Origin of the sequence: Amycolatopsis saalfeldensis, from assembly GCF_900110575.1 — a bacterium.
Lineage (GTDB): Bacteria > Actinomycetota > Actinomycetes > Mycobacteriales > Pseudonocardiaceae > Amycolatopsis > Amycolatopsis saalfeldensis.
Genome location: NZ_FOEF01000025.1, coordinates 67,227 through 91,121 on the forward strand (window position 1 = coordinate 67,227; position 23,895 = coordinate 91,121).

Below are 23,895 nucleotides of genomic sequence, written 5' to 3' on the forward strand. Positions count from 1 at the left end.
GGAGGGCCGCGGACGGCAGGGGAGGGGTCCCTTCGGGGATGGGGGTGTTTGCTGCGCCGGGAGTGGTGATCTCGGGTGCTGTGGTGGTGATTGCTGTTGCGGTGTAAGGGAAGTCGGTGGTTGAAGAGGCTATCGCGGCGAGCGTGGCAGAGGCGGTGGCGCCGGGCAGCACGGCCGGGAAGGGCTGCTCAGTCAAGGCGCACCACGCCATCGGGGTGCCAGCAGGTGAGGGGGCGGAGGCCGGCGGGGGTCCATTCGGCCGCGAGGGTCACCGGGTGTGCCGCGGCCAGGGCCAGCAGGCGCCACGGGTCGGTGCCCGGGGTCAGGGGCAGGGCGGATCCGTCTACATCGGACAGTGCCCAGCCGGTCCGGCCAGTGGTCGGGTGACCGGCCGAGTCTGTGGTCGGGCGGGCTGGGCCGGTTGGCGGGCCAGCCGGGGCGGTGGCGCTGCCGGTGGGCAGGCCGGTCGGGTTGGTGGCGTTGCCGGTTGGGCCGGTGGACGGGCCAGCCAAGCCGGTGGCCCTGCCGGTTGTGCCGGTGGGCAGGCCGGTCGGGTTGGTGGCGTTGCCGGTTGGGCCGGCGGCTCTGCCGGCAGGGCCGGTGGACGGGACAACTGGGCCGGTCGGGTTGGTGGCGTTGCTGGTTGGGCTGGTGGGCAGGCCGGTCGGGTTGGTGGCGCTGCCGGTTGGGCTGATGGGCAGGCCGGTCGGGCCGGTGGACGGGACAACCGGGCCGGTGCCAGGGCCGGGGTAGCGGGCTGGGGTCACGTCGGCGAGGAGCATGGGCCAGCGGTCGAGCCAGGGGTCCGCAGCGAGGGCCTCGGCGTAGGACGACAGGGCCTCGGCGACGGTGTCGCCTCGCGGGGGAGGTGAGGTTACCGGCTCGGTGTGGTCGGCGAACAGGGCACGTAGCGGCACGGCGCCCGGGTAGAAGGCCAGCTCGCCCGGCACGATGTGGCCCGGTGGCAGCGAGCTGTCCAGCGGGCGGCCCGGCGGGGCGAACGACAGCACCAGCGCGGGACGGCCGGAGTGCCGCCCGCGCAGCCAGGTGCGGCGGGTGCGGAGCGCGTCCAGCTCCTCGTCGACCGCGCCGGTGACCAGCCACTGGTCGGCGACGCGCTCGCCGGACTCCAGCACCTGCGCGGTGCTCGTGGCGAAGCCGAGGCGGGTGCGGATCGTCTCGGCCAGGTCGGGCGGCAGCTGTTCGAGGCGGGTCACCGAGCCTGCGAGCACGTACAGCAGCGACAGCTCCGCCAGCAGGTCACCCGGCCAGTCGCGGCCCCGGCCGACCAGGCCCGCGGCCCGCCGCAACCCATTGGCCAGGCCGGTTGCCTGAGCGTCGATCATCCGCGCCGCCACGCCGCGCAGCTCTCCGGCCCCTCCGCGTTCGAAGCCCGCGAAGCCGGCCTCGACGCGGTCGGTCAGCCAGCCGCGCAGCTCGGCCGCGCCCGCCGTGACGCGGGCCATCCGGTCTTGCGCGCGCTTCGCCGCGGCCTCGAGGTCCTTCGGCGCCTCCGGCCGCTTCTCCGCGCGGGCGTCGCGAGAAGCCCGCTCCTCCAACCAGATCCGTACCCATCCGGGCTCGTCCGGGGTCTCGGGCACCTGCCCCGACGACCACAGCAGCAACAGACCCAGCGCGTGCTTGCACGGGAACTTCCGGCTCGGGCAGGTGCACCGGAACGCCGGCCCGGCCAGCTCGACCGCCGCCTGGTACGGCTTCTGCCCGCTGCCCTGGCAGGCACCCCACACAGCCCGCGCCGACGCGCCCGCGCCGGACCACCTCGCCGGCACCGCCTGGCCGCGCCCGGCCTTCGCCGACGACGCGTCCGGCGCGAGCCCGAGCACGCGCTCGGTGCTCCAGCGCGCCGCCACCGGTCCCCCCAACGTTTCCCTGGCCACTGTTCCCTTGCCGCACAATCGTTTCCTCCCCTGGCGGGGCTGACCGGAGAAGCATCCCATCCGGCACCGACATTTTCGGCGGCCGCCACGATCCGCCCGTTACGATCTGGCCCCGTGACCCCACCGCTCACCGCCGTCGCCGAGGCCCACCGGCGGCTCGGCGCCGCGCTCGCCGGGCTCACGGACGACGCGGTGCGGGAGCCTTCGCTGCTGCCCGGCTGGACCCGTGGCCACGTGCTCGCCCACCTCGCCGACGCTGCGCGCGCCCGGACCCGGGTCGTCGAGCACGCGTTGCGCGGCGAGACCGTCGCGATGTGGGCGCCGGGGGAGCGGGACTCGATCATCGACGCCACGTCCGGCCGGACCGCCGACGAGCACCGCGTCGCCGTCGCCACCCAGGCCGGGGCCCTGGAACGGGTCTGGTCGCGCGTCGAGGACTGGCCAGCCTGCGAACCGGCCGTGTACACCCGCTGGCGCGAGGTCTGGATCCACCTCGTGGACCTCGACGCCGGCATCGGCCCGGCCGATTGGCCCGAGGACTTCGCCGCCCACGCCGTCGGCTTCCTGCGCGAGCGGATCCCGGCGGGCACGAGCCTGACCGCCACCGCCGGGCCCGTCCGAGACTTGGCCGCCTGGCTCGCCGGCCGTGGCGACGGCGCGAGCCTCACCGGGCCGCTGCCCCCGCTCGGCCCCTGGCCCACCTACTGACGGAAAACGCCGGGCCACGAAAGGCGGCCCGGCGTCTTCAGCACGAGAGAGCGTCAGCTCTTGATCGCCCCGCGCCAGCTGACCTGCGGGAGCATCCGGTCGATGTTCACCCGGTGCTTGTTGGCGCCGACGATGTCGAACATCGACTCGATCAGCGTGTCCGACAGCAGGTGCGGCTTCAGCCCCAGCCCGACCAGCCCGGTGTGCTTGACGTTGTAGTGGTGCTCCGGCTGCTCGACGCGCGGGTTGTCCAGGTGCTCGATCTGCACCGGGCCGGGGAAGGCCTCCGCCACCAGGTCCGCGATCTCGCTCACCGACATGGTCGCGGTCAGCTGGTTGAACACGCGGAACTCGCCGCGCTCGGCGGGGTTCTCGACGGCGAGCCGGATGCACTCCACGGTGTCGCGGATGTCGATCAGGCCGCGGGTCTGGCCGCCCTTGCCGTACACGGTCAGCGGCTGGCCCAGCACCGCCTGGATGACGAAGCGGTTCAGCACCGTGCCGAACACCCCGTCGTAGTCGAAGCGGGTGGCCAGGCGCGGGTCGAGCGTGGTCTGCGGCGTCTCCTGGCCGTAGACGACCCCCTGGTTGAGGTCGGTGGCGCGCAGATCCCAGATGCGGCAGGCGAACTCGATGTTGTGCGAGTCGTGCACCTTCGACAGGTGGTAGTACGAGCCGGGCTTCTTCGGGTAGAGCATCCGGTCCGTGCGACCATTGTGCTCGACCTCGAGCCAGCCTTCCTCGATGTCGATGTTGGGCGTGCCGTACTCGCCCATCGTGCCGAGTTTGACCAGGTGGATGTCCGGGTTGATCTCGGCGATCGCGTACAGCAGGTTGAGATTGCCGACCACATTGTTGTTCTGCGTGTACACGGCGTGCTCACGGTCGATCATCGAGTACGGCGCGGAACTCTGCTCCGCGTAGTGGACGATCGAGTCGGGCGCGAACTCGCGCACCGCGTTGTAGAGGAATTCCGCGTCGAGCAGATCGCCGATGTAGGAAATGATCTTCTTGCCCGACACCTCCTGCCAGGCATCGATGCGGGTCGCCAGGTCTTCGATGGGGACGAGACTCTCGGCTTCCAGTTCGACGTCGTACTGGCGGCGGGCGAAATTGTCGAGAACAGCCACTTCGTGGCCTTTGTCCGACAAGTGCAGTGCCGTGGGCCACCCCAGGTATCCGTCGCCACCGAGAACCAGCACTCGCATAGAGGAGCCTTTCCGTATTGTTTACGCGACAAGCACGCTGATTCCTCTTTGTACATGACGCCATGACCGCGCTCGAACCTATCGACCAGGTGCTGATGAAGACCTGGCAATGAGCTGTGAATCTCCTATGCGTCGGGGGGCCGGGCGGCCGTGGCGGACGGCCGAGGGGAGACTGGGGACATGACGACGGTAGCCAATCCGGCGAAGCCTCGCACGACGGAGGAATCACCCCGATCCCGGCGACGCGGCACAATCCGGTTCTTTCGGGCCGCGACCAGCTCGGTCGGGGCGACGCTGCTCAGCCAGGCGGCGCTGATTTCGGTGCTCACGCTGGGCGGTGCACCGGCCCTGGCCAGCGTTTTCGCGTTCGCCGCCGGCGCCGTGCTGAACTTCTTCCTCACCCGCCGCTGGGTGTGGGGCCGGCGCGGCCGCCCGCGGATCGGTGCCGAGCTGGTGCCGTACGTCGCCGTGATCTCCCTCGGCGGGCTCGCCTCGGTGGGCCTGACCACGCTCACCGGCCACCTGCTCGCGCCGCTGGACCTGCCGCACTTCTGGTGGGTCGTGCTCATCGACGCCGCCTACATCGGCAGCTACGCGCTGGTGTTCGTCGTGAAGTTCACGATGCTCGACCGCTTCGTGTTCGGCCGCGGCGCAGCACGTACCCCCGCCACCACGTCCCCGTCATGACCCGGGCGTAGTTCGCGCCGTAGACCAGGCTGCTCCCCTTCTTGCTCTTGCCCGCCTTGCGCAGCCGCATGCTCATCGGCCGCTCCAGCACGCGGGCGCCGCGCGCGGTGATCCCCAGTAGCAGTTCCGATGACTGGTACTGCGGCTCGTTGAGCGGGACGGCGCAGGCCAGTTCCGCCCGCATGCCACGGAATCCGAACGAGGTGTCGGTGATCTTCCGCCACGTCAGCGCCGAAGCCAGCCAGGCGAACAGCCGCACCCCGAGCCAGCGCATCCGGCTGTCGGCCTCTTCGTAGCCCAGCCGGCGCGAGCCCGTGACGAAATCCGCGGTGCCGTCGAGCAGCGGGGCGACCAGCTCGGGCATTTCGCTGTTGTCGCACTGGTCGTCGCCGTCGGTGGTGACGATGTACTTCGCGCCTTTGCCCGCGGCCAGGTGGTACCCGACGCGCAGCGCGGCGCCCTGGCCGCGGTTGGTCGGTACGACGCAGACGTACGCGCCGTGCTCCTGCGCGATGCGCGCGGTGTCATCGGTGCCGCCGTCGACCACCACCAGGACGTCGACGGGCAGGCCGAGGCATTCGTCCGGCATCTTCTCCAGCACCTGCCCGATGCCGCCGGCCTCGTTGTAGGCGGCGATCACCACGGTCAGCTCGGACAGCGTGGCGTCCGGGTGCCGGCCTTCGAAGTCCGCGACCGCGCCGTCGTCCACCGCGTCCGGGTACGCCCCGAGCCGGCGGCGGCTGGCGGCGGTCAGCGTCGTGAAGCCGAGCGCGCCCGCCACCGGCAGCAGCACGAGCGCGGGCAGCTGGTAGCGCCAGGAGAACTCGAACACCGCGGACGCGAAGAGCAGGAACAGCCCGGTGCCGGCGGCGAACAGCGCGCCACTGCGGGCTTGGTCCCGTGGTTTCTTGCGCCGCAGCAAGGTGAGCAGGCCGAGCAGCGCGAAGAAGCCGAGCACCGCGCCGGGCACGAACCCGCCGTTGATCTGGTAGTCCCGCAGGAAAGTCGCGATCGGCTCGTTCACGGTCGGGTCGATGCCGTCGTAGGACTGCGTGACCATCGCGACGCCGGGCGGGTCGGCCCACAGCGGGTAGGTCTGCTGGAACTGCCAGCGGTCGAGCGGCACGTCGTTGATCGCGGTGGAGCGGGTGAACCGGAAGCTCTTGGAAAAGTCGCCGATGACCGCCTTCGCGACGTCCCACCACTGCGCCTTCAGCACGTCGTGCGCGAACTCGTCCGCCAGCGCGGTGCGGTCGGCGCCCGGCGGCAGCGGCCCGGGCCACAGCGGGTCCTGGTCGGCGTGGGTGTAGTTGTCGACGAGCCGTTCCGGGATCGGCTCGGTGGGGCAGAACACCTGCAACGTCGGGTCGAGGTGCAGGTTCGCGCAGTCCGCGACGGCCGCGGTCCGCCCGTAGAGCATGCTGCCGGACGGCCCGCTCAGGCCCCATTTCCCGGTCTGCGCCTTGACTTCCACCGCGTACGGCACCACCACGACGACGATCGCGAGCAGCCCGGCCGCCGCGTTGCGCCAGCCTCGCCAGTGCCGCCACGCGCGGCCGGCCGCGAGCACGTAGAGCAGGAACGGCACGGCGAGCGAGATCCCGATCAGCCGCACCAGCACGCCGAAGCCGATCACCAGCCCGGCGAGCGCGATCCGCCGCCAGTTCGGCTTCCCGCGGGCCAGCAGGAGCCACAGCAGCCCGAGCAGCAGTGCCTCGAACAGCACCTCGGACATGATGTTCTGCTCGATCTGCAGCTGGTAGCCGTCCAGCAGGATCGGCGCGGCGGCGAGCGCGGAAACCCACCGGCGGGCGCCGAGTTTCCGGGCCAGCGCGTAGATCCCGACGGCGATCGCGAGCCCGGCGACGTGCTGCACGGCCGCGACGAAGGCCAGCCCGCCGACCGCCAGCAGCGGCCGCAGCACCAGGTCGTAGCCGATCGGGTTCATCTGGTCGCCGCGCAGCCCGAGGTTGCTCAGATAGCGGAACGAGTCGATGTAGAGCAGGGCGGGCCGGTAGGCCACCCAGGTCAGCACCCGGAGCGCGGTGCCGGCGGCGAGCAGGGCCAGCAGGAGCGCGTGCCGGCGGAGGAACAGGGTCACGGGGTTGCTTTCAGTCCAGTTCGGAGAAGTACTTCCACGCCGTGGCCAGTCCGTCGGCGAGCGAGATCGCGGGGGTGAAGCCGATGGTCTCCGCGCTGGCCGAGATGTCGGCGAGCACCGCGGGCATCTCGCCCGCCGGCGCGGCGACGTGCTCCACCGGCAGCTCGGCGCCGGTCACCTCGCGCACCGTTTCGACCATCTCCAGCACCGAAACCGAATGCCCGGCGCCGACGATCGCGCGGCCGCTGTACTTGCTTTCGAACGCCAGCAGGATCGCGCGCACGACGTCGTCCACGTGCACGAGGTCCCGTCGCTGCTCGCCGGTGCCGTACACGCGCACGCCCTCGCCGGCCAGCGCCGCGCGCATCATGCGCGGGACGAAGCTGTCCTTGTGGGACATGCCCGGCCCGTAGACGTTGGTGAACCGCAGCGCGCAGGTGGTCATGCCGTACGCGCCGGAGTAGCCGGACAGCAGCATCTCGCAGGCGGCTTTCGTGGCGCCGTACGGAGTGAGCGGCCGGGGCGGCAGGTCCACCGTGATCGTCGACGTGCCGACGTCGCCGACCACCGCGTTCGTCGAGGCCATCACGAACTGCGGCACTTCGCGCCGCCGCGCCAGCTCCAGCAGCTCGTGGGTCACGGCGACGTTCTCGGTGAACGTTTCGGCGGGGCGTTCGACCGACTTCAGCACCGACGTGAGCGCGGCGAGGTGGACGATGCCCGCGGTCTCCGCGGTGACCGCGGCTTCGCGGGTCGCGGCGTCCCGCAGGTCGCCGACCACCACGCGGATGCCTTCGTCGGTGGTCTCGTACGGAACCCGGTCCACGACCGTGACCGGGAAGCCCTGGTCGCGGAAGGCGCGCACGGCCGGGCGGCCGATGAAGCCGCTGCCGCCGGTGACCAGGACGGAGGTCCTTTCCGGACCGCTCGGGAGTGACATGGCGGACAACCTACCCGCGAGAGCTGTGCGCCTCCTTGGTGGAGCGGCCCGGGCGCCCGCGTGCGGCCACCCCCAGTGACCACACGCGGACGAACCGTGTTTAGTTTTCTTCACACCACCGGTGCGAAGTGTATCCTTGACGGGACAGCTGGTGTCAAGCTTTCGTGACGGTTATGCTCGACCACGTCACGGGCGCAGGACGATTTGGGGGCGTTGATGGCCGGGACACCGGAAGACGGTGAACGCAGCTTCGCCGAGCGGCTGGGGAATCTGATCGCCACCGTGCACCCGCCGGACCGGAAGCCGTACTCCTATCGCGAGATCGCGAAGGGGGTCGCCGACCTGACCGGCGTGAGCATGTCGGCCACGCACGTCCAGCAGCTCGCGGTGGGCGCGCGGCGTGATCCGAAGCGTTCGCACATCCAGGCGCTGGCGCGGTTCTTCGGCGTGCCCGTCACGTATTTCTTCGACGAGGACGTGGCCGAGCGCGTCGACGGCCAGGTCGCCGAAGTCGTGGCCTGGCGCGACACCGAGGCACGCGACCTCGCCCAGCGCGCGATGCGCCTTTCCCCGCGCGACCGGGAAACCGTGACCACGCTGGTGGACCAGCTGAACAGCTACGACGCGGCCCGCGACGGGTCCCGTCGCGGGCGGAAGGCGGAGTAGCGCTGCCCGCTATGCTGATCGGCGCCGGTGCGGGCCGCGCCCAATGCACCCGGCTGGTCCGACCGCCGATCGTTTCGGGAGGGGTCATCGACCCGAGCCTGCGGGCACGCGCCCGGGTGCGCGTGCGCGAGCTGCTGCGTGAGGTCCCGTTGCCGCGCCCGTGGTCGATGAACGAGTGGGTGGACCGGCTGGAACGGCGGCGTGGCCGGGAAATCGACCTGGTCGCCGTCGAGTACGCGCCCGGGCTTCCGTCGGGGGCCTGGCAGCGGCGCGCGGACTACGACCTGATCGCCTACACCGCCGCCGCCTCGCCACTGCACCAGGACCACATCATCGCCCACGAGATCGCGCACCTGCTGTGCGAGCACCGCGGTGTCTGCCTGATGTCGAAGGCCGAAGCCGCGGCGGTCGCCCCGGACCTGAGCGCGCACCTGCTTTCCCACCTGCTCACCCGCGTGACCAGTGACGAGGACGAATACGAGGCCGAGCTGATCGCCGTGCTGCTGATGAGCGAGGCGACCGCCGGTCTCGCGCCACTGCGTCCGGGCGCGTCCGGCCGCTCCGCCGACCAGGCCCAGCGGCTCGCGTCGCTGCTCGGGTAGCCGCCCGGTGATGATCGACGTCCTCTTCTTCGGGGTCGGCCTGCTCGCGCTGGCCGCCGGGCTCTGGCGCGCGCGGCGGGCCCGGCGCACCGGCGCGGGCGCGGGCCTCGCGATCACCTTGATCGCGCTCGGCGTGGCGTTCTGCTTCCTGGCCGACGGCGCGCAGGCGATCGAGAGCCGGATCTACCCCAGCCTCGGGCGGCTGCTGTCGAACCTGGCGACGATGGTGGCCGCGTACGGCATCGAGGTCACGGTCGCGGAGATAGGCGGTGTCGCGCACCGCCGCCGCCGGAGCCGGCAGGCCGCGCTCGCCGTCGCGCTGGTGGTGCTGGTGGTTTCGTTCTTCGCCACGTCCGGGCTGCCGACCGGGATCGGGCTGTTCGACGAGCTGTACCGCTCGAACCCGACGCTGGTGGTCTACATCTTCGTGTACACGCTCTATCTCGGCTTCGCGGTGGTGGACATCGCGATCGTTTCGGCCGGGGCGATCCGCGCGGGCACGGGTGCGCTGCGGGCCGGGCTCGGTGTGATGCTCGTGGCGTGCGCGTTCGCGCTGGCTTATCTGGCCGGCAAGATCGCCGGCCTGATCGGGGACCTGAGCTCGGCGCACCCCGTCGCCATGTCGTGCAGCGGCGCCTTCTCGAACCTCGAGTGCACGCTGGACGTCGGGTTCCCGGCGGTGTCGGTGCTGCTGATCGTGATCGGCCTGACCCTGCCCGTGCTGCCCGCCGCGGGCCGGGCGATCCGGGACGCGCGCACCCGCGCCGCGCTGCGCCCGCTGCGGACCCACCTGGTGGGGCGCTTCCCGGACGTGGTGCGGCTCGGCTCCGCCGGCGTCACCGGGCGGGAGCGGCTGCTCACGGTGATGAGCGAGGTCAACGACGGGCTGATCCTGGCCGGGGTCGCGCCGTCGATGCCACCGGACGCGGCTGCGCGGGCGCTGCGCTCGGGCGCGCCCGCGGAGGCCGGCGTTCCCGCTGACGGGGACGCCACGTTTGCCGCGGAGGTGGCGCGGCTGCGGGCTATCGCGCGGGCGTTCCGAGCGGAGCCGTCAGCCGGAGCTGCCAGCCCTGCTCGGTGAGGACCACCAGGTGCAGCGCCTCGGCGCGGCCGGTGATGGGCAGCAGCGTTTCCGCCGCTTTCGCCACCTCCCGGGTTTCGGCTTCCGTGCCGCCCATCGCGATGGTCAGGTGCACCGGCGGGCGCGGGCCGAACCGGCCGCCGTAGGGCCGGACGTCCGGCCACTGCCCGCAGACGGCGTCGGCGAGGGGCTGCAGCGCGGGCGCCGCGGCCGCGACGAACCCGGCCGTGACGACCAGTTCGGTCAGGGGCACGTCGGCGGCGCGGTGCTCGCGGGCGAGCGCGGCGACGGCTTCGTCGACCGCTTCGGTGAGCTGCGCGGCGGGCAGGAACGGGTACAGCGCCGTGACGTGCGGCGACAGGCCCGGCCGTACGAGTGCGGGGTTCACCGCGCGGGCGGCGTCGAGCAGTCCTTCGGCGGCGGGCAGCTCGACCACGAGCGCGCTGGTTCCGGGAGTGGGCACGGGCCGATCCTCCCGCACCCGCGAGCACCGGGCGCGGCCGGGGTTTGTCCACTGTGGACCTGAAGGGCCCATGGGCGGGGTTTTCCGGCGCGGGAATGTGGCCGGACCGAAACCCTAAGTCTTCCCCAAGTTTTTCGCCGCCCATTCCGGGCCGCCCTACACTCGGTTGATGAAGATCGTCCTATGGACCGCATTGTGCGGATTGTGCGCCCTCGCCGGCCACGTGCTCCTGGGCGTCGTGGCGGTTTCCCTGCTCCTGGCCTGCCTTCCGGTGCGCCGCCGGACCGAGCGGGGAGCGCCGGAAAGAGAATTGATCAGTACCCGCGGCTGACATTACGGGGCCGCGCCCAGGGGTGGGTAATAAGCATTAACGGGGGATTCACCGGTAATAACCGTCGACGGGGACCTGGGCCTCGTCGAACAACGCCGGGCCCTCCTTCGTGAAGCCCGCCCCCGCGGCGGCGGGCTTGAGGGTGCCCAGCTGAGCGGTCGAGAGCGCGAACACCACCCGGCCCAGGCCGGAGCGCTCGATCGCGCCCGCGCACATCCCGCACGGCTCGCAGCTGGTGTACATGGTGGTTTTCGCGGCCGTGGCGGCATCCAGCTCGCGTGCGGCCCAGCGCGCCAGCTTCAGTTCCGGGTGCGCGGTGATGTCCCGGTCGGTGACCGAGGTGTTCCGCGCTTCGGCGAGCACGGTCCCGTCGGGGGCGGCGAGCAGCGAGCCGAACGGCGGATTGCCGCTTTCGCGTGCCTTCGCGGCCAGGCCGATCGCGTGGCGGAGCAGTTCGTGGGTCATCTTTTTCCTTCTGTGGCTGTTTTCCAGGCGTCCGCGACGGCCGCGAGCGCTCGCCAGGCGGCGGTGGGCCGCCGGGTCTCCTCCGGGTCACCCGTGAACGGGTCGAGCACCACGTCGGCGGCGCCGAGCAGGCGCAGCTGCTCGAGGTCGCCCATCACCTGCTCGACAGTGCCCTCGCCGGCCAGACGCTCATCGAGCGGCTTTTCGGTCAGCCGCAGGGCGATCCGCGGGGCCAGTCCGGGCACCGGCCGGCCCGCGGCGTCGGCGAACGCCTTGAGCCGCGTGACGGCGTCGCGAAGCCAGGGCAGCTCGAACCGGAGCGGGTGCCAGGCGTCGCCGAGCCGGACGGCGCGGCGCAACGCGGCGTCGCTCCCGCCGCCGATCCACAACGGGATGGGGCCGGCGCGATAGTCCCGCTCGTCGGCCCACGCCGCGCGGATCGTGGCGAGGTACTCGTCGGTCAGGGCTCCGCGGCGTTCGAACGGCACCCCCAGTGCCGCGAATTCCTGCTTCGCCCAGCCGACGCCCACCCCGAGCACCAGCCGGCCGCCGCTGAGGCCGGCGAGGTTCGCCGCCATCCGCGCGGTCAGCAGGGGATGCCGGTAGGGCACGATCAGCACGGTCGTGCCCAGCCGGACCCGGGTCGTCGCCCCGGCCAGCCAGGACAGCGCGGTGAACGGCTCGTAGAACGGCGCCGGGTACTGCGCGGCGACGTCCGGGGTCACCGCCACGTGGTCGGACACCATCAGCAGGTCGTAACCGAGCCCTTCGCCGGTCTGGGCCCACGCCCGCAGCATCCCCGGGTCGGTGCCGGGGCCGAAGTTCGGGATGTTCACGCCGAGTCGCACGGGAAAACGCTATCCAGGCGGCGCCGCTCGGTGAAGGGACTCCTTCCGGCATTTCCGGGCCGGCGCCGTGGATCTGCCGGTAGATTGCCGGGATGGCCGAGAGTCTCGACGACACCGACTGGGCGATCCTCGCCGAACTGCAGCAGGACGGCCGGCTCCCGCTCACCGAGCTGGGCAAACGCGTCAGCCTGAGCGCCTCGGCCACCACCGAGCGCGTCCGGCGGCTGGAGTCCCTCGGCGTGATCAGCGGCTACCGCGCGGAGGTGGACCTGGAGAAGGTCGGCTTCACCGTCCTCGCCGTGGTGCGGCTGAAGTACCCCGGCAACCGGCACGAGCCCCTGCACCGGCTGCTGGCCGAGCGCACCGAACTGCTCGAGTGCGTCCGCACCACGGGCGACGACTGCTACACGCTGAAGGTCGCGGCCACCTCGATGGCACACCTGGAGCGGGTGATGGGGGAGCTGGCGCAGTTCGGCAGCACTACGACCAACGTCGTCTACAGCCGGACGCTGCCGTATCGAGGGCCGCGCAAGCCCTCGTGACGGGTGTCGGTGGCGGGGTGGATGTGTTGCTGCTGCTGGGTTTCCGGCCTATCGGGCGGAAACTGCCGGTGCGGTCGGGCAGTGACGGGTACCAGCCCGGCGACGGTGCGCCCGCGGCTCGGGCTTGCGCCTGCGCGATCTCGGTCTGCTTGTGTAGCTCCTTCAGCCGGGCCTTCGCGACACATCGCTTCTTCGACGAGCCGCGGACCACGCCGGCGGCCGCGCGCTGTCGTGCCGGAAACCGGTCAGCCGTACCGAAACCGGGGCCGACCGGTGCGTCAGGGCGGACTCTTCCACCAGCCACGCCGACCGGGTCGCCGAGTGTTCACCTGGGCGTCCTTGCTGGCGGCGACCCGGTGCGCCTAGCGTCGGGCCGTCGTTCCTATGCGGAGGTGTGCATGTCCACTGGGGATCTGAGCAGGCGGAACCTGTTGCGTGCGGGCGGGATCGTGGCGGCCGGGGCGGCGACGGGGCTGCTGCCCGGTGTCGCGTTCGCGGCGCCCGCGCCCGGCGCGGCGCAGCAGCAGACCAAAACCGTCACCGGCACGTTCAAACCGGACGTGCCGGACTGGTACTACCTGCCCGTGGACGTGCCGCGCGGGGTCAAGCAGATCGACGTCGTCTACTCCTACGACCGGCCCACCGTGCCCGCCGGGGTCCGCGGAAATGCTTGCGACATCGGGATGTTCGGGCCGGAAGGGCACGAGCTGGGCAACACGCGCGGGTTCCGCGGCTGGTCCGGCGGGTTCCGCGACCGGTTCTCGATCAGCGCCACCGACGCCACCCCCGGCTACGTCGCGGGGCCGGTCCGGGCGGGGCGCTGGCACGTAATCCTCGGCCCGTACACCGTGGCGCCGCAGGGCATGAACTACCGGGTGGACGTCACACTGACCTTCGGCGCGGACGGCGCGCCGTTCCGGCCGAACCCGGCGCCGGTCAGCGCGCCCGCCCGCCAGCGCGGAAAGTCCTGGTATCGCGGCGACTGCCACCTGCACACCGTTTACTCCGACGGCAAGCGCACCCCCGGGCAGCTGGTCGCCGACGCGCGTGCGGCCGGCCTGGACTTCATCGTGTCCACCGACCACAACACGAACAGCTCCCAGCTGGTGTGGGGAGACTACGCCACCGACGACCTGCTGATCCTCAACGGCGAAGAGGTCACCACCCGGTCCGGGCACTGGCCCGCGATCGGGCTGCCCGCCGGCACCTGGATCGACTGGCGCTACCGCGCGTCCGACGCGGCCGACTTCCGCCGGTTCACCGACCAGGTGCACCGGGCGGGCGGCCTGGTCACCGCGGCGCACCCGTTCGCGAACTGCTTCGGCTGCACGTACGAGTTCGCCTACGAGATCGCCGACCTGGTCGAGGTGTGGAACGGCCCCTGGACGCAGGACGACGAGGCCAGCGTCACGCACTGGGACGGGCTGCTGCGCGGCGGCCGCTGGATCCCGGCGATCGGCGACTCCGACGCGCACAACCCGGACCAGACCGTCGCCCTGCCGCACACCGTCGTGCAGGCCGGCAGCCTGCGCCAGGCCGAACTGCTCGCCGGGCTGAAGGCCGGGCGCTCGTGGCTGGCCGAGTCGAAGGACGTGAACCTGGAGTTCGGCGCCTCCGGCGGCGGGCGCAGTGCGGGCATCGGCGAGCGGATCGCGGTGGGCACCGGCACGCCGGTCACGGTCAGCGCGACGGTGAGCGGGGCCCCGGGCACCACCGTCACCTTCCTCGACCAGCTCGGGCCGGAGCACACCGAGACGGTGCCGGCGTCGGGCAGCGCCACGGTCACCTGGACCACGTACCCGCGCTACAGCCGGTGGGTGCGGGTGGAGGTCCGCCGTCCCTCGGGCGGGCCGAACACCACCACGCCCAACGCGATGGTGGCCATGTCCAACCCGATCTTCCTGGGCGCCGCCTCCTAGCGCCGGACCCACACGCTCGCCCTACCGGGGTGCCGGGCAGACTTGCTCCGGTCAGGCGGGGTCGACAGGTGGGAGTTCCGGGTGCGCGGGTGCGGCGTGCGGGCGGCGATCGCGGCGGTCGTGGTAGTCCTCGCCGCCGTCGTCGTGGTGGTGGTCGTGCTGAACCAGAAGGGCGTCTCGACGCCGGGGTGCACGGTCACGCTGCCGAAGGACGCCAACGCCGCCGCGGCCACGCAGTTCACGCTGCAACCGGACCAGATGGGGAACGCGGCGACGATCGCGGCCGTCGGGACCCAGCGCCGGCTGCCCGGGCACGCCGTGACGATCGCGCTGGCCACGGCGCTGCAGGAGTCGAAGCTGCGCAACCTCCCCGGCGGCGACCGGGACTCGATCGGGCTGTTCCAGCAGCGGCCGAGCCAGGGCTGGGGCACCCCGGCGCAGCTGCAGGACCCGGTCTACGCGTCGACGGCGTTCTACGAAAAGCTCGTGAAGCTGGACAACTGGCAGACGCTGCCGATCACCGAGGTCGCGCAGTCCGTGCAGCGCTCGGGCGCCCCCGACGCCTACGCCCAGTGGGAGCCCGAGGCCCGCGCCGCGGCGTCCGCGCTGACCGGCGAGTACCCGGCGGCGCTGACCTGCCGCAACCTCACCGTCGGCCTGCCCACGGCGAACCTGGTGAACACCGCGGAGGCCGAGCTGGGCACGGCCAAGCTCAGCGGCCCCCATCCGGCCGCCGAGGGCTGGGCGTTCAGCAGCTGGCTGGTCGCCCGCGCGATCCCGCTGGGCATCGACAAGGTCAGCTTCGCCGGCCAGACCTGGACCGCGGACTCCGGCGCCTGGACCGCGGATTCCGCCGCCGGGCCCGACCTGTCGCTGCACCAGGTGACGACTCCGCCGACCAGCTGACGCGGCGCTGCTTCAGCGATCGGCGAAGGCGTCCACCCCGGTCAGTTCCGCGGACAGGGCCCACAGCCGCGCCGCCTGGGCGGGGTCGAGGGCGTAGGCGCGGACGCCGTCGTCCGCGTCGGGCTCGGTGAGTTCCGCGATGTCGCAGTCTTCGCAGTACAGCCCGCCGAGCCCGTCGAGCCGGGGTGAGGTGGCGGCCCACACCTGGGTCGCCGCGCCCTGCTCCGGGGTCTTGAACGCCACGAGGAACTCGCCGTTTTCGTCGATCCAGCCGCGCTCGACCATCTCCTCGCGCGAAAGGTGGCGCTGCAACGGCGTCATGATGCCGCCGGGGTGCAGCGCGAAGGCGCGTACACCGCTCTCGCGGGCCAGGGCGTCGAGCTGGACGGCGAAGAGGACATTCGCGGTTTTCGCCTGGCCGTAGGCCTCCCACTTGTCGTAAGGGCGCTGCGTGAAGTGCAGGTCGTCCCAGTGAAGGTCGGAGCGGTGGTGGCCGCGGGAGGAGACGGAGACGATGCGCGCGCCCGGGCGGACCGCGGGCCAGAGGCGGTTGACCAGGGCGAAGTGGCCGAGGTGGTTGGTGGCGAACTGGGCCTCCCAGCCCGGGCCGATCCGGGTCTCGGGGCAGGCCATCACGGCCGCGCTGTCGACGATCAGGTCGATGCCGCGGCCGGAGGCCAGGAAACCGTCGGCGAAGGCGCGGACGCTGTCGAGGTCACCGAGGTCGAGCGTGGCGGTTTCGGCGCCTTCGACGTTCGCAAGCGCTGCCGTGGCGACGTCCGGGCGGCGGGCGGGGACGACGACGTGCGCGCCGGCCGCGGTCAGGGCCCGGGTGGTCTCGATGCCGATCCCGGAGTAGCCGCCGGTGACGATCGCGAGCTTGCCCGTGAGGTCGATCCCGCCGAGGACTTCGGTGGCGGTGCTGCCCGGGCCGAAGCCGGAGCCGATCTTGTGCTGCTGGGTCGCGGTCATGGCCACCAGGCTAGGAACTGGAGCGCACTCCAGGTCAAATCCCCAGGTCAGCTCACCGCGGAGTTGTACAGCTGCTGGATGTCGTCGTCGAAGTAGGCGCTGTAGGACACGTCCGGGGTGTCGCCGCCCTGTTCGTAGCCGCCGATCACGCCGACGACGGTGCCGAGGCCGGTCGCCGGGTCGGCGGCGGTGACCCAGGGGCCGCCGCTGGTGCCGTCCGGGAACCCGGGGCAGGCCACGCGCTCCTGGTAGACGTCCGACTGCGTGGTCGTGTTCGCGCAGACCACCGGGGCGTCGGTGGTGTCGGGGTAGCCCGTGAGGGTGATCCGGTTGACGAAGCCCTCGCTGACGCCGAGCTGGTTCGCGCCGGTCAGGCTCTCCAGCGACGCTGGGTTGCCCGGCTGCGTGACGGTGAGGAACGCGAAGTCGAGGTCCTGGTCCGAAGACGCCGTCCAGCCCGCGGGGACCGCTTCGGCGGTCACCGTCCAGCTGCCGTACGGCGAAGCGCCGTCGTGGTAGCCGGGCACGAAAGTCAGGCCACTGGTGCCGCCGCCGAGGCAGTGCGCGGCCGTGAGGACGAGGTCGCCGGCCGGGCTGTGCACCACGCTCGCCGAGCAGAAGTGGTTGCCGCCGGAGAACAACGCGCCGACCGCGGGAGTCGCGGTGAGCGCGGTGGTGGTGGCCGCCGAGGGCTGGGTGACGTCGCCGGCCCCGGGGGTCGGCACCGGGTTGCCGGCCGCGAGGGCGGTCGCCTCGTCGGCCGGGTTGACCGTGGCCCCACCCGCCAACGCCAGCACCGCCGCGGTCGAGACCGCCAGTGCCACCCGGGAAACGTTGATCGTCACCTGTCCAGATCAGCACGCTTCGGGCCGCGGGGCACCATGGAAAGGCGGATGCACAGCAACCTCACAGTGGCCTGACAGCCCACGGACAGGGGCGAAAGCCGCCATCGGGGTGACCACGGGGCCGGCCGGGTGCGCCCCCGGCCGGCCCCCGCGGCGGGTCAGACGTGCGTGACGAGCAGGGTCACGCCGGCCTCGCCGCCGCAGTCCACCAGGACCGGGCCGACGCCGTTGCCGATGTTCGGCGCGAGGTTGGCCTTGGCGAGGAAGCCGTCCGCGTCGCTCTTGAGGATCTTGATGTTCACCAGCGACGGGCGCTCGAACGAGTTGCCGACCACGGCCTTCAGCCCGGTGCCGCCGCCGCAGTTGCCGGTGATCGTGACCTCCTGGCCGCGCTCGGTGGTCGGGTTCGGGCTGACCTGGACGACCGCGCGGGCGCCCTTCGGCGGCTGGGCGGCGGTCTGGCTGTGCTGCGTCATGTTCTGGTTGCTCCCCGTGTTCTGCGCCGGGTCCGCCGACGCGGTGGTGATGCCGACCGTGCCCGCGGTCAGCAGGACCGCCGCGGCCGCTCCGGACATCAGGAATCCCTGCTTGCGTGTCAGCGCCATGACTTCTCCCCTGGGTTGGTGTCCACTTCGGACAGCTGCTCGGCCGCCCCGGTTGCCCGGGGGGCTCATCCGGGTAGTCGCCGGGGCGGCACGCGAGGTTCTGCCGGCAGGCAAATGTGACCGGGGTCACGATCGGGTCCGGTGATCCGCTCGCACACCATGCCCGGGCCGTTTTCTATAGAGTCGCCTCGCGAACGGTTCCGGTCGAAGGAGACTCGGTGGAAGAGCGCGACGTGCTGTACGTGGGCGGCGAGTGGGTGCCGGGGGCCGGCGCCACGATCGCGGTGGAGAACCCGGCCACCGAACAGGTGCTCGCGGTGATCCCCGAGGGCACCGCCGAGGACGCCGACCGGGCGGTGCGCGCGGCCCGGGAGGCCTTCCCCGCCTGGTCCGCCACCAGCCGGGCCGAGCGCGCGGACTGCCTGCGGCGCCTGCACGAAGGCCTGGTGGCGCGCGCCGAGGAGATCGGCGAGACCATCGCCCGCGACGTCGGCACGCCGTTGCGCATCGCCACGCGCATCCAGGCCGCGCTGCCGCAGACGGACGTGCAGACGTTCGTCGACCTGCTCGCCGAGGAGGAGGCCGACGAGCCGGTCGGCAACTCGCTGATCGTGCGCGAGGCCGCGGGCGTGGTCGCCGCCATCACGCCGTGGAACTACCCGCTGCACCAGATCACCTGCAAGATCGCGCCCGCGCTGGCGGCGGGCTGCACCGTGGTGGTCAAGCCCAGCGAGGTCGCGCCGCTGAGCGCGTACCGGCTGTTCGACGCGATCCACGAGGCCGGTTTCCCGCCCGGCGTGGTCAACCTGGTCACCGGCTTCGGCCCGGTGGTCGGCGAGGCGCTGGCGACGCACCCGGAGGTCGACGTCGTGTCCTTCACCGGGTCCGTGCGCGCCGGCACCCGCGTGGCCGAGCTGGCCGCGCGGTCGGTCAAGCGGGTGACGCTGGAGCTGGGCGGCAAGTCCGCGAACGTGATCCTCGACGACGCCGACCTCGCGATGGCGGTGAAAGTGGGCGTTTCCAACGCTTTCCTCAACGGCGGCCAGACCTGCACGGCCTGGACGCGGATGCTCGTCCCGCGCGCGAAGCAGGAGGAAGCCGTGGCGCTGGCGAAGAAGTTCGCCGAGGGCTTCACCCCCGGCGACCCGCTGGACCCGAAGACGAAGCTCGGCCCGATGGTTTCGGCCGTGCAGCGCGAGCGGGTCCGCGAGTTCATCGCCAAGGGCGTGGCCGAGGGCGCGACGCTGGTGACCGGCGGCGCCGAAGCCCCAGCCGGGCTGGACACCGGCTACTTCGTGGCGCCCACGGTGTTCGCGGACGTCGACCCGGACGCCACCATCGCGCAGGAGGAGATCTTCGGCCCGGTGCTGTCGATCATCCCGTTCGACGACGAGGCCGACGCGCTGCGGATCGCGAACAACTCGCGGTACGGCCTGCACGGCGCCGTCTGGTCGGCCGACCAGGACCGCGCGCTGGCCTTCGCGCGGCGCGTGCGCACCGGCCAGATCGACGTCAACGGCGGCGCCTACAACCCGCTCGCGCCCTTCGGCGGCTACAAGCAGTCCGGGGTCGGCCGGGAGATGGGCCGCCACGCGCTGGCCGAGTTCACCGAGGTCAAGTCCATCCAGCTCTGAGTCGTTTTCCGCGCCAGGCAAAGGAGAAGACGCCGTGGTCAAAGCCGTTGTCGTGCGCGAGCCCGGAGCCGGGCCGGAGGTACTGGACGTCACGCTGCCGCCCGTCGGGCCGTCCGACGTGCGGGTGCGGATCACCGCGGCGGGCGTCTGCCACTCCGATCTGTCCATGGTGGACGGAACGCTCAGCCCGCAGTACCCGTTCGTGCCCGGGCACGAGGCCTCGGGCATCGTCGCCGAGACCGGCGCGGAGGTGACGCACGTCCGTCCGGGGGACCGCGTGGTGCTGAACTGGGCGGCGGCCTGCCGGGAGTGCTGGTTCTGCCGGGCCGGCGAGCCGTGGCTCTGCGCCGCGATCGAGGGCGTCACCACGCTGCCGCGTGGAGAGCTTGGCGGCGAGCAGCTGCACGTGGTCCTCGGCGTCGGCGGCTTCGCCGAGGAAACGGTGCTGCCCGGCAAGTCCGTGGTGCCGTTGCCCGACGGCGTCCCGCTGGACCTCGCCGCGCTGATGGGCTGCGCCGTGCTGACCGGCATCGGCGCGGTGCGCAACACCGCGAAGGTCCGGAGTGGACAGTCGGTGCTCGTGCTCGGCCTGGGCGGCATCGGGTTGTGCGCGGTGCTCGGGGCGAAGCTCGCGGGCGCGTCGCCGATCATCGCCGTGGACGTCTCGCCGGAGAAGGAAGAGCTGGCGAGGGCCGCCGGGGCCACGCATTTCCTGCTCAGCGACGGCAAACTGGCCCGGCAGGTCCGCGGGCTCACCGAGGGCCGCGGCGCGGACCACGCGTTCGAATGCGTCGGCGCGGCGACCACGATCCGCGCGGCGTGGAACTCGGTCCGCCGGGGCGGGCACTGCACCGTGGTCGGCGTCGGGCGGCGCGATCAGGAAGTGGTGTTCAACCCGCTGGAGATCTTCCACTTCGCGCGCACGCTCACCAGCACCGTGTACGGCGCTTCGGACCCGGACCGGGACATCCCGCTGCTCGCCGAGGAGGTCCGCTCCGGCGCGCTCGACCTGGAAACCCTGGTGACCCACCGGATCTCGCTCGACGAGGTGCCCGAAGCGTTCGCCCGGATGCGCGCGGGCCAGGGCGCCCGGTCACTGATCATGATCGGTGCCTGAGTCCTCTGCAGACGGTCAGTCCGCGACGTCCAGCGCGGCCCGGATCGTGCTGTCCGCGTCGATGCCGTGGTGGCGGTAGACGCTGTCGAGGTCGCCGGACTGGCCGAACTGCGTGACGCCGAGGTGGGCGGCGCGCACGCGGTGCACGTTGGCCAGGAACGCGAGGGTGTGCGGGTGCCCGTCGAGCACCGTGACCATCGGCGCGGAGCGCTCGGCCGGCAGCGCGGAGTCGAGGATCCAGGTGTCGGCGCGGCCCTGCCCGGCGCGGGCCTGCACCGCGCGGAACAGGAGCCCGGGGCTGGTCACGCAGACCACGTCCGCGTGTTTGCCCAGCGCGTCCAGGCGGTCCGCGGCGGTGAGCGCCTCCGTGACGAGCGCGCCCATCGTCACGATCGTGACGTCCGGGCGCGCCACCGCGGCGGTGCGCAGCGGGTACGCGCCGGCCACGACCTGGCGCCGGCGGCGTTCGCGGGCCGCCGGGTCCGAGGGCACCGCGGCCAGGCGCTGCTCCACCGGCCGCGTGGAGAGCCGCAGGTACGCCGAGGTCCCGTCGGGCCGGCCGAGGCGGGCCAGCGACGCCAGCAGGGTCCACTCCACGTCGAGCGCGAACGCCGGCTCGTAGGTGATGCAGCCCGGCTGCTCCAGGCCCACCGACGGGGTGGTCACCGATTGGTGCGCGCCGCCCTCCGGGGCCAGCGTGACCCCTGAGGGCGTGCCGACCAGGATCGACTGCCCGCCCGCGTAGATGCCGAACGACCACGGCTCCAGCGCCCGTTCCACGAAGGGGTCGTAGAGCACGCCGATCGGCAGCAGCGGGCGTCCCCAGCGCGACCAGGTCGCGCCCAGCTCGCCGAGCGCGCCCACCAGGTTCGTCTCGGCGATGCCCAGCTCCAGGTGCTGGCCGGTGGGCCGCTCGCGCCAGTGCAGGATCGTTTCGGGGTCGTCGGCGAACCAGTCGACGCGCTCCTGCGGCGACCACACGCCGACCTTGTTGACCCAGCCGCCGAGGTTGGTGCTCGACGAGACGTCCGGGCACAGCGTGACGACCAGCTTCGCGGCCTCCGGCGCCTCACGCGTCAGGTCCAGCAGCGCGCGCCCGAGCGCGGCCTGCGTGGTGGCGCGCCCGGACGGGGTCCGGCCGATGTCCGCCGGGATCGGCGGAACCTGGTGCGGCGCAACGGGTTCCCGTCGCAACCGGGCCGCGGTGTCCGTGCACAGCCGGGCGGCGGCCGTGCCGTCTTCGAACTTCCGCCACGGGTCGTCGGCCGAGGTGCCGACGCGGGCGGCCAGCTCGCCGACCTGCTCGGCGGTCAGCAGCGACGAGTGGTTCTGCGGGTGGCCCTCGCTGGCCAGGCCGAAACCCTTGACGGTGTAAGCGAAAATCACCGTCGGACGGCGGTCTTCGATGGCGTCGAACGCGTCCAGCAGGGCCGGCAGGTCGTGGCCGCCGAGGTTGCGGATCGCCGCGTGCAGGGTGGCGTCGTCGAGCGTGCCCAGCAACGGCGACAGCTCCGGTGAGGCGAGCCGCTCGCGCAGCTGGGCCGGGGTGCAGCGCAGCAGCCGCTGGTACTCGGGGTTGGCCATCTCGTCGATGCGGCGGCGCAGCGCTTCGCCGCCGGGGCGCTCGAACAGCTCCTGCAGCAGGCGGCCGTACTTGACGGTCAGCACCTGCCAGCCGGCCGCGTCGAACATGCCCTGCAGGCGGGTCGCGCCGATGTTGGGCACCACGCGGTCGAGCGACTGGCGGTTCAGGTCGACGATCCACACGACCTCGCCCAGCTCGGCGACGGTCGGGTCGAGCACCGCTTCCCAGACGGCGCCCTCGTCCAGTTCGGCGTCGCCGACGAGCGAGTACTGACGGCCGGTGCCCGCGCCGCCGGTGCTCGACTCGACGTAACGGCGGGCCATCGCGCCCCACAACGGCGCGGTGGCGCCGATGCCGACCGAACCGGTGGAGTAGTCGACCCGGTCCGGGTCCTTCGAGCGCGACGGGTAGCTCTGGAGCCCGCCGAACTCGCGCAACGACGTCAGGTAGCGCTCGTCGAGGTCGCCGAGCAGGTAGTTGATCGCGTGCAGCACGGGGGAGGCGTGGGGCTTCACCGAAACGCGGTCCTCGGCGCGCAGCCGGGCGAACCACAGCGCGGTCATGATCGACACCATCGAGGCGCTGGACGCCTGGTGCCCGCCGACCTTGAGGCCGGTCGGGTTGGGGCGCACCCGGTTGGCGTGGTCGATGATCGCGGTGGAGAGCCAGAGCACCCGGTCCTGCACCTCGCGCAGGATCTCGGTGCCGGTCTCGCTGGTGCGCTCGGGGGCGGGGCTGCTCACGGCTTCGTGGACCTCTCTTGGGCGGAACGTCTTCGCCAGTCCAACAGAGCTGGTTAGGCTGCACAACTGAAGCGTTGCTCGTTGAGCAGAACGCCCAGAACGGCGCCTCCGGGCGTGGAGAGGACTGCGCAGCATGCCCAGTGCCCAGCGGCTCGACGCCACCGACGCCCGCATCCTGCTCGCCCTGGGGCGCGCGCCCCGCGCCACCGCCGTCGCGCTCGCCGACGAACTCGGCCTTTCCCGCAACACCGTGCAGAGCCGCCTCGCGCGGCTGGAACAGGGCGAGGCGCTGCGCTCGGCCGAGCACCGGATCGACCCGGCGGCGCTCGGCTACCCGCTCACCGCGTTCGTCACCGTGCGGGTCGTGCAGCGGCTGCTCGACGAGGTCGGCCGGTCACTGGCCGCGGTGCCGGAGGTGCTGCGCGTGCACGGGCTGACCGGGCCGTCCGACCTGCTGGTGCACGTGGTCGCGACCGACGCCGACGACCTGTACCGGATCGCCGGGCAGATGCTCGAGATCCCGGGCGTGGAGCGGACGAACAACGCGCTCGTGATGCGCGAGATGGTGCCGTACCGGATCACCCCGCTGCTGGAGCGGGCCGCCGCTGGCAAGTAAGACCTTCGCCGGCTAGTCGCTCGACCGGTTCAGCGCCTCGCCGGACTGCCGTTCCCGCTTGCGCATCAGCAGGTCGTGGTGAACCCACACGAGCGCGGGGACGGCGGCGAAGCCCCACAAGAACAGGCCGCTGCTGCCGGTGAGCAGGCCGAACACGACCATCAGCACGACGGTGACGTCGGCCAGGACGAGAGTGGTCAGCCATAGCCGTGAGCGTGTCGCGGGCACACCCTGGCTCAACGCGGCCACGAACGCGGGATCGCTCGCGGCCAGCTCTTCTTCGATCTTCCGCAGCGCGCTGCGGTCTCGATAGGGCAGCATGACCCCTCCTCGGGACGGATCGGGCCGGTGATCGCACCTACAGTTGAGTACCCGACCCACCCCTGCGTCAAGCACCGGTTTTGCCGGAATAA

The 23,895-nt window shown here is 72.2% G+C and carries 24 protein-coding genes; 12 read left to right on the forward strand and 12 right to left on the reverse strand.

The window, feature by feature from the left end; translation table 11 throughout:
* Window positions 1-188: 188 nt before the first annotated feature.
* Entirely contained in the window at window positions 189-1,871 is a 1,683-nt protein-coding gene (locus tag BMY97_RS49250) for an SWIM zinc finger family protein (protein ID WP_281246958.1), read from the reverse strand.
* A 141-nt stretch (window positions 1,872-2,012) separates the two neighbouring features.
* On the opposite strand from BMY97_RS49250, the gene BMY97_RS38900 reads away from it, so the two are divergent.
* Window positions 2,013-2,606, forward strand: coding sequence for a maleylpyruvate isomerase family mycothiol-dependent enzyme (locus BMY97_RS38900; protein ID WP_091627741.1), 594 nt, complete (start codon window positions 2,013-2,015; stop codon window positions 2,604-2,606).
* A 53-nt stretch (window positions 2,607-2,659) separates the two neighbouring features.
* On the opposite strand, the gene BMY97_RS38905 is transcribed toward BMY97_RS38900, so the two are convergent.
* A complete protein-coding gene (locus tag BMY97_RS38905; RefSeq protein WP_091627744.1) occupies window positions 2,660-3,814 on the reverse strand; it encodes an NAD-dependent epimerase/dehydratase family protein in 1,155 nt (384 codons plus the stop codon).
* Window positions 3,815-3,994: 180 nt separating this feature from the next.
* Between BMY97_RS38905 and BMY97_RS38910 the strand changes: the two genes are divergently transcribed.
* Window positions 3,995-4,501 carry a GtrA family protein gene (locus BMY97_RS38910; RefSeq protein ID WP_091627747.1) on the forward strand — a complete coding sequence of 169 codons (507 nt, stop codon included), beginning with the start codon at window positions 3,995-3,997 and terminating at the stop codon, window positions 4,499-4,501.
* Here the strand turns inward: BMY97_RS38910 and BMY97_RS38915 are convergent.
* Entirely contained in the window at window positions 4,431-6,602 is a 2,172-nt protein-coding gene (locus tag BMY97_RS38915) for a glycosyltransferase (protein WP_091627749.1), read from the reverse strand. The genes BMY97_RS38910 and BMY97_RS38915 overlap by 71 nt on opposite strands.
* Before the next feature lie 10 nt (window positions 6,603-6,612).
* Window positions 6,613-7,542, reverse strand: coding sequence for an NAD-dependent epimerase/dehydratase family protein (locus tag BMY97_RS38920; RefSeq protein ID WP_091627752.1), 930 nt, complete (start codon window positions 7,540-7,542; stop codon window positions 6,613-6,615).
* Window positions 7,543-7,758: 216 nt separating this feature from the next.
* Here BMY97_RS38920 and BMY97_RS38925 point away from each other — a divergent pair, with 216 nt between their 5' ends.
* Genes BMY97_RS38925 through BMY97_RS38935 form a run of 3 tightly spaced genes read left to right on the forward strand, consistent with a single transcriptional unit; the run spans window position 7,759 to window position 9,891 of the window.
* On the forward strand, window positions 7,759-8,208 hold the full coding sequence (locus BMY97_RS38925; protein WP_091627754.1) for a helix-turn-helix domain-containing protein: 450 nt from the start codon (window positions 7,759-7,761) through the stop codon (window positions 8,206-8,208).
* Window positions 8,209-8,219: 11 nt separating this feature from the next.
* Window positions 8,220-8,810 carry a hypothetical protein gene (locus BMY97_RS38930; protein WP_245787726.1) on the forward strand — a complete coding sequence of 197 codons (591 nt, stop codon included), beginning with the start codon at window positions 8,220-8,222 and terminating at the stop codon, window positions 8,808-8,810.
* A gap of 10 nt (window positions 8,811-8,820) precedes the next feature.
* Window positions 8,821-9,891: a hypothetical protein gene (locus BMY97_RS38935; RefSeq protein ID WP_091627756.1), complete on the forward strand. Its 1,071-nt coding sequence runs from the start codon at window positions 8,821-8,823 to the stop codon at window positions 9,889-9,891.
* On the opposite strand, the gene BMY97_RS38940 is transcribed toward BMY97_RS38935, so the two are convergent.
* Window positions 9,833-10,354 carry a 2'-5' RNA ligase family protein gene (locus tag BMY97_RS38940; RefSeq protein WP_245787727.1) on the reverse strand — a complete coding sequence of 174 codons (522 nt, stop codon included), beginning with the start codon at window positions 10,352-10,354 and terminating at the stop codon, window positions 9,833-9,835. The genes BMY97_RS38935 and BMY97_RS38940 overlap by 59 nt on opposite strands.
* A 169-nt stretch (window positions 10,355-10,523) precedes the next feature.
* On the opposite strand from BMY97_RS38940, the gene BMY97_RS47425 reads away from it, so the two are divergent.
* On the forward strand, window positions 10,524-10,685 hold the full coding sequence (locus BMY97_RS47425) for a hypothetical protein (RefSeq protein WP_177231749.1): 162 nt from the start codon (window positions 10,524-10,526) through the stop codon (window positions 10,683-10,685).
* 48 nt (window positions 10,686-10,733) lie between these two features.
* Here BMY97_RS47425 and BMY97_RS38945 read toward each other — a convergent pair whose 3' ends face one another.
* Window positions 10,734-11,150 carry a nucleoside deaminase gene (locus tag BMY97_RS38945; RefSeq protein ID WP_091627759.1) on the reverse strand — a complete coding sequence of 139 codons (417 nt, stop codon included), beginning with the start codon at window positions 11,148-11,150 and terminating at the stop codon, window positions 10,734-10,736.
* Window positions 11,147-11,998 carry an LLM class flavin-dependent oxidoreductase gene (locus tag BMY97_RS38950; RefSeq protein ID WP_091627761.1) on the reverse strand — a complete coding sequence of 284 codons (852 nt, stop codon included), beginning with the start codon at window positions 11,996-11,998 and terminating at the stop codon, window positions 11,147-11,149. Before BMY97_RS38950 ends, BMY97_RS38945 begins: the two co-directional genes overlap by 4 nt.
* A 92-nt stretch (window positions 11,999-12,090) precedes the next feature.
* Here BMY97_RS38950 and BMY97_RS38955 point away from each other — a divergent pair, with 92 nt between their 5' ends.
* From BMY97_RS38955 to BMY97_RS38965, 3 genes are all read left to right on the forward strand, one after another.
* A complete protein-coding gene (locus BMY97_RS38955; protein WP_091627763.1) occupies window positions 12,091-12,540 on the forward strand; it encodes an Lrp/AsnC family transcriptional regulator in 450 nt (149 codons plus the stop codon).
* 398 nt (window positions 12,541-12,938) lie between these two features.
* Window positions 12,939-14,459 carry a CehA/McbA family metallohydrolase gene (locus BMY97_RS38960; protein WP_091627765.1) on the forward strand — a complete coding sequence of 507 codons (1,521 nt, stop codon included), beginning with the start codon at window positions 12,939-12,941 and terminating at the stop codon, window positions 14,457-14,459.
* A gap of 96 nt (window positions 14,460-14,555) precedes the next feature.
* Window positions 14,556-15,365, forward strand: coding sequence for a hypothetical protein (locus BMY97_RS38965; protein ID WP_091627767.1), 810 nt, complete (start codon window positions 14,556-14,558; stop codon window positions 15,363-15,365).
* 12 nt (window positions 15,366-15,377) lie between these two features.
* Here BMY97_RS38965 and BMY97_RS38970 read toward each other — a convergent pair whose 3' ends face one another.
* From BMY97_RS38970 to BMY97_RS38980, 3 genes are all read right to left on the reverse strand, one after another.
* Window positions 15,378-16,337, reverse strand: coding sequence for an SDR family NAD(P)-dependent oxidoreductase (locus BMY97_RS38970; RefSeq protein ID WP_091627768.1), 960 nt, complete (start codon window positions 16,335-16,337; stop codon window positions 15,378-15,380).
* A gap of 47 nt (window positions 16,338-16,384) precedes the next feature.
* Window positions 16,385-17,182: a trypsin-like serine peptidase gene (locus BMY97_RS38975; protein ID WP_091627770.1), complete on the reverse strand. Its 798-nt coding sequence runs from the start codon at window positions 17,180-17,182 to the stop codon at window positions 16,385-16,387.
* Between the two features lie 158 nt (window positions 17,183-17,340).
* On the reverse strand, window positions 17,341-17,787 hold the full coding sequence (locus BMY97_RS38980; RefSeq protein WP_091627772.1) for a hypothetical protein: 447 nt from the start codon (window positions 17,785-17,787) through the stop codon (window positions 17,341-17,343).
* A 218-nt stretch (window positions 17,788-18,005) separates the two neighbouring features.
* Between BMY97_RS38980 and BMY97_RS38985 the strand changes: the two genes are divergently transcribed.
* Together BMY97_RS38985 and BMY97_RS38990 are read left to right on the forward strand one after the other, a co-directional pair.
* Entirely contained in the window at window positions 18,006-19,421 is a 1,416-nt protein-coding gene (locus BMY97_RS38985) for an aldehyde dehydrogenase family protein (RefSeq protein WP_091627773.1), read from the forward strand.
* 34 nt (window positions 19,422-19,455) lie between these two features.
* Entirely contained in the window at window positions 19,456-20,538 is a 1,083-nt protein-coding gene (locus tag BMY97_RS38990; protein ID WP_091627775.1) for an alcohol dehydrogenase catalytic domain-containing protein, read from the forward strand.
* 15 nt (window positions 20,539-20,553) lie between these two features.
* Here the strand turns inward: BMY97_RS38990 and BMY97_RS38995 are convergent, their stop codons facing one another.
* Complete coding sequence (locus BMY97_RS38995; protein ID WP_091627777.1) at window positions 20,554-22,866, reverse strand: transketolase-like TK C-terminal-containing protein; 2,313 nt, start codon at window positions 22,864-22,866, stop codon at window positions 20,554-20,556.
* 133 nt (window positions 22,867-22,999) lie between these two features.
* On the opposite strand from BMY97_RS38995, the gene BMY97_RS39000 reads away from it, so the two are divergent.
* The gene (locus BMY97_RS39000; RefSeq protein ID WP_091627779.1) at window positions 23,000-23,482 is read left to right on the forward strand and encodes an Lrp/AsnC family transcriptional regulator; all 483 of its coding nucleotides are present in this window, start codon (window positions 23,000-23,002) and stop codon (window positions 23,480-23,482) included.
* Window positions 23,483-23,494: 12 nt separating this feature from the next.
* Here BMY97_RS39000 and BMY97_RS39005 read toward each other — a convergent pair whose 3' ends face one another.
* Entirely contained in the window at window positions 23,495-23,803 is a 309-nt protein-coding gene (locus BMY97_RS39005) for a DUF3040 domain-containing protein (protein WP_091627781.1), read from the reverse strand.
* Between the last annotated feature and the right edge of the window lie 92 nt (window positions 23,804-23,895).

What these genes read in the sequence shown, in the direction of transcription:
- BMY97_RS38920 (WP_091627752.1), bottom strand. Translation starts at nt 7,542, where the DNA reads ATGTCACTCCCGAGCGGTCCGGAAAGGACCTCCGTCCTGGTCACCGGC.
- BMY97_RS38960 (WP_091627765.1), top strand. Translation starts at nt 12,939, where the DNA reads ATGTCCACTGGGGATCTGAGCAGGCGGAACCTGTTGCGTGCGGGCGGG.
- BMY97_RS39000 (WP_091627779.1), top strand. Translation starts at nt 23,000, where the DNA reads ATGCCCAGTGCCCAGCGGCTCGACGCCACCGACGCCCGCATCCTGCTC.
- BMY97_RS38980 (WP_091627772.1), bottom strand. Translation starts at nt 17,787, where the DNA reads ATGGCGCTGACACGCAAGCAGGGATTCCTGATGTCCGGAGCGGCCGCG.
- BMY97_RS38925 (WP_091627754.1), top strand. Translation starts at nt 7,759, where the DNA reads ATGGCCGGGACACCGGAAGACGGTGAACGCAGCTTCGCCGAGCGGCTG.
- BMY97_RS38935 (WP_091627756.1), top strand. Translation starts at nt 8,821, where the DNA reads ATGATCGACGTCCTCTTCTTCGGGGTCGGCCTGCTCGCGCTGGCCGCC.
- BMY97_RS39005 (WP_091627781.1), bottom strand. Translation starts at nt 23,803, where the DNA reads ATGCTGCCCTATCGAGACCGCAGCGCGCTGCGGAAGATCGAAGAAGAG.
- BMY97_RS38945 (WP_091627759.1), bottom strand. Translation starts at nt 11,150, where the DNA reads ATGACCCACGAACTGCTCCGCCACGCGATCGGCCTGGCCGCGAAGGCA.
- BMY97_RS38970 (WP_091627768.1), bottom strand. Translation starts at nt 16,337, where the DNA reads ATGACCGCGACCCAGCAGCACAAGATCGGCTCCGGCTTCGGCCCGGGC.
- BMY97_RS38910 (WP_091627747.1), top strand. Translation starts at nt 3,995, where the DNA reads ATGACGACGGTAGCCAATCCGGCGAAGCCTCGCACGACGGAGGAATCA.
- BMY97_RS38955 (WP_091627763.1), top strand. Translation starts at nt 12,091, where the DNA reads ATGGCCGAGAGTCTCGACGACACCGACTGGGCGATCCTCGCCGAACTG.
- BMY97_RS38930 (WP_245787726.1), top strand. Translation starts at nt 8,220, where the DNA reads ATGCTGATCGGCGCCGGTGCGGGCCGCGCCCAATGCACCCGGCTGGTC.
- BMY97_RS38905 (WP_091627744.1), bottom strand. Translation starts at nt 3,814, where the DNA reads ATGCGAGTGCTGGTTCTCGGTGGCGACGGATACCTGGGGTGGCCCACG.
- BMY97_RS47425 (WP_177231749.1), top strand. Translation starts at nt 10,524, where the DNA reads ATGAAGATCGTCCTATGGACCGCATTGTGCGGATTGTGCGCCCTCGCC.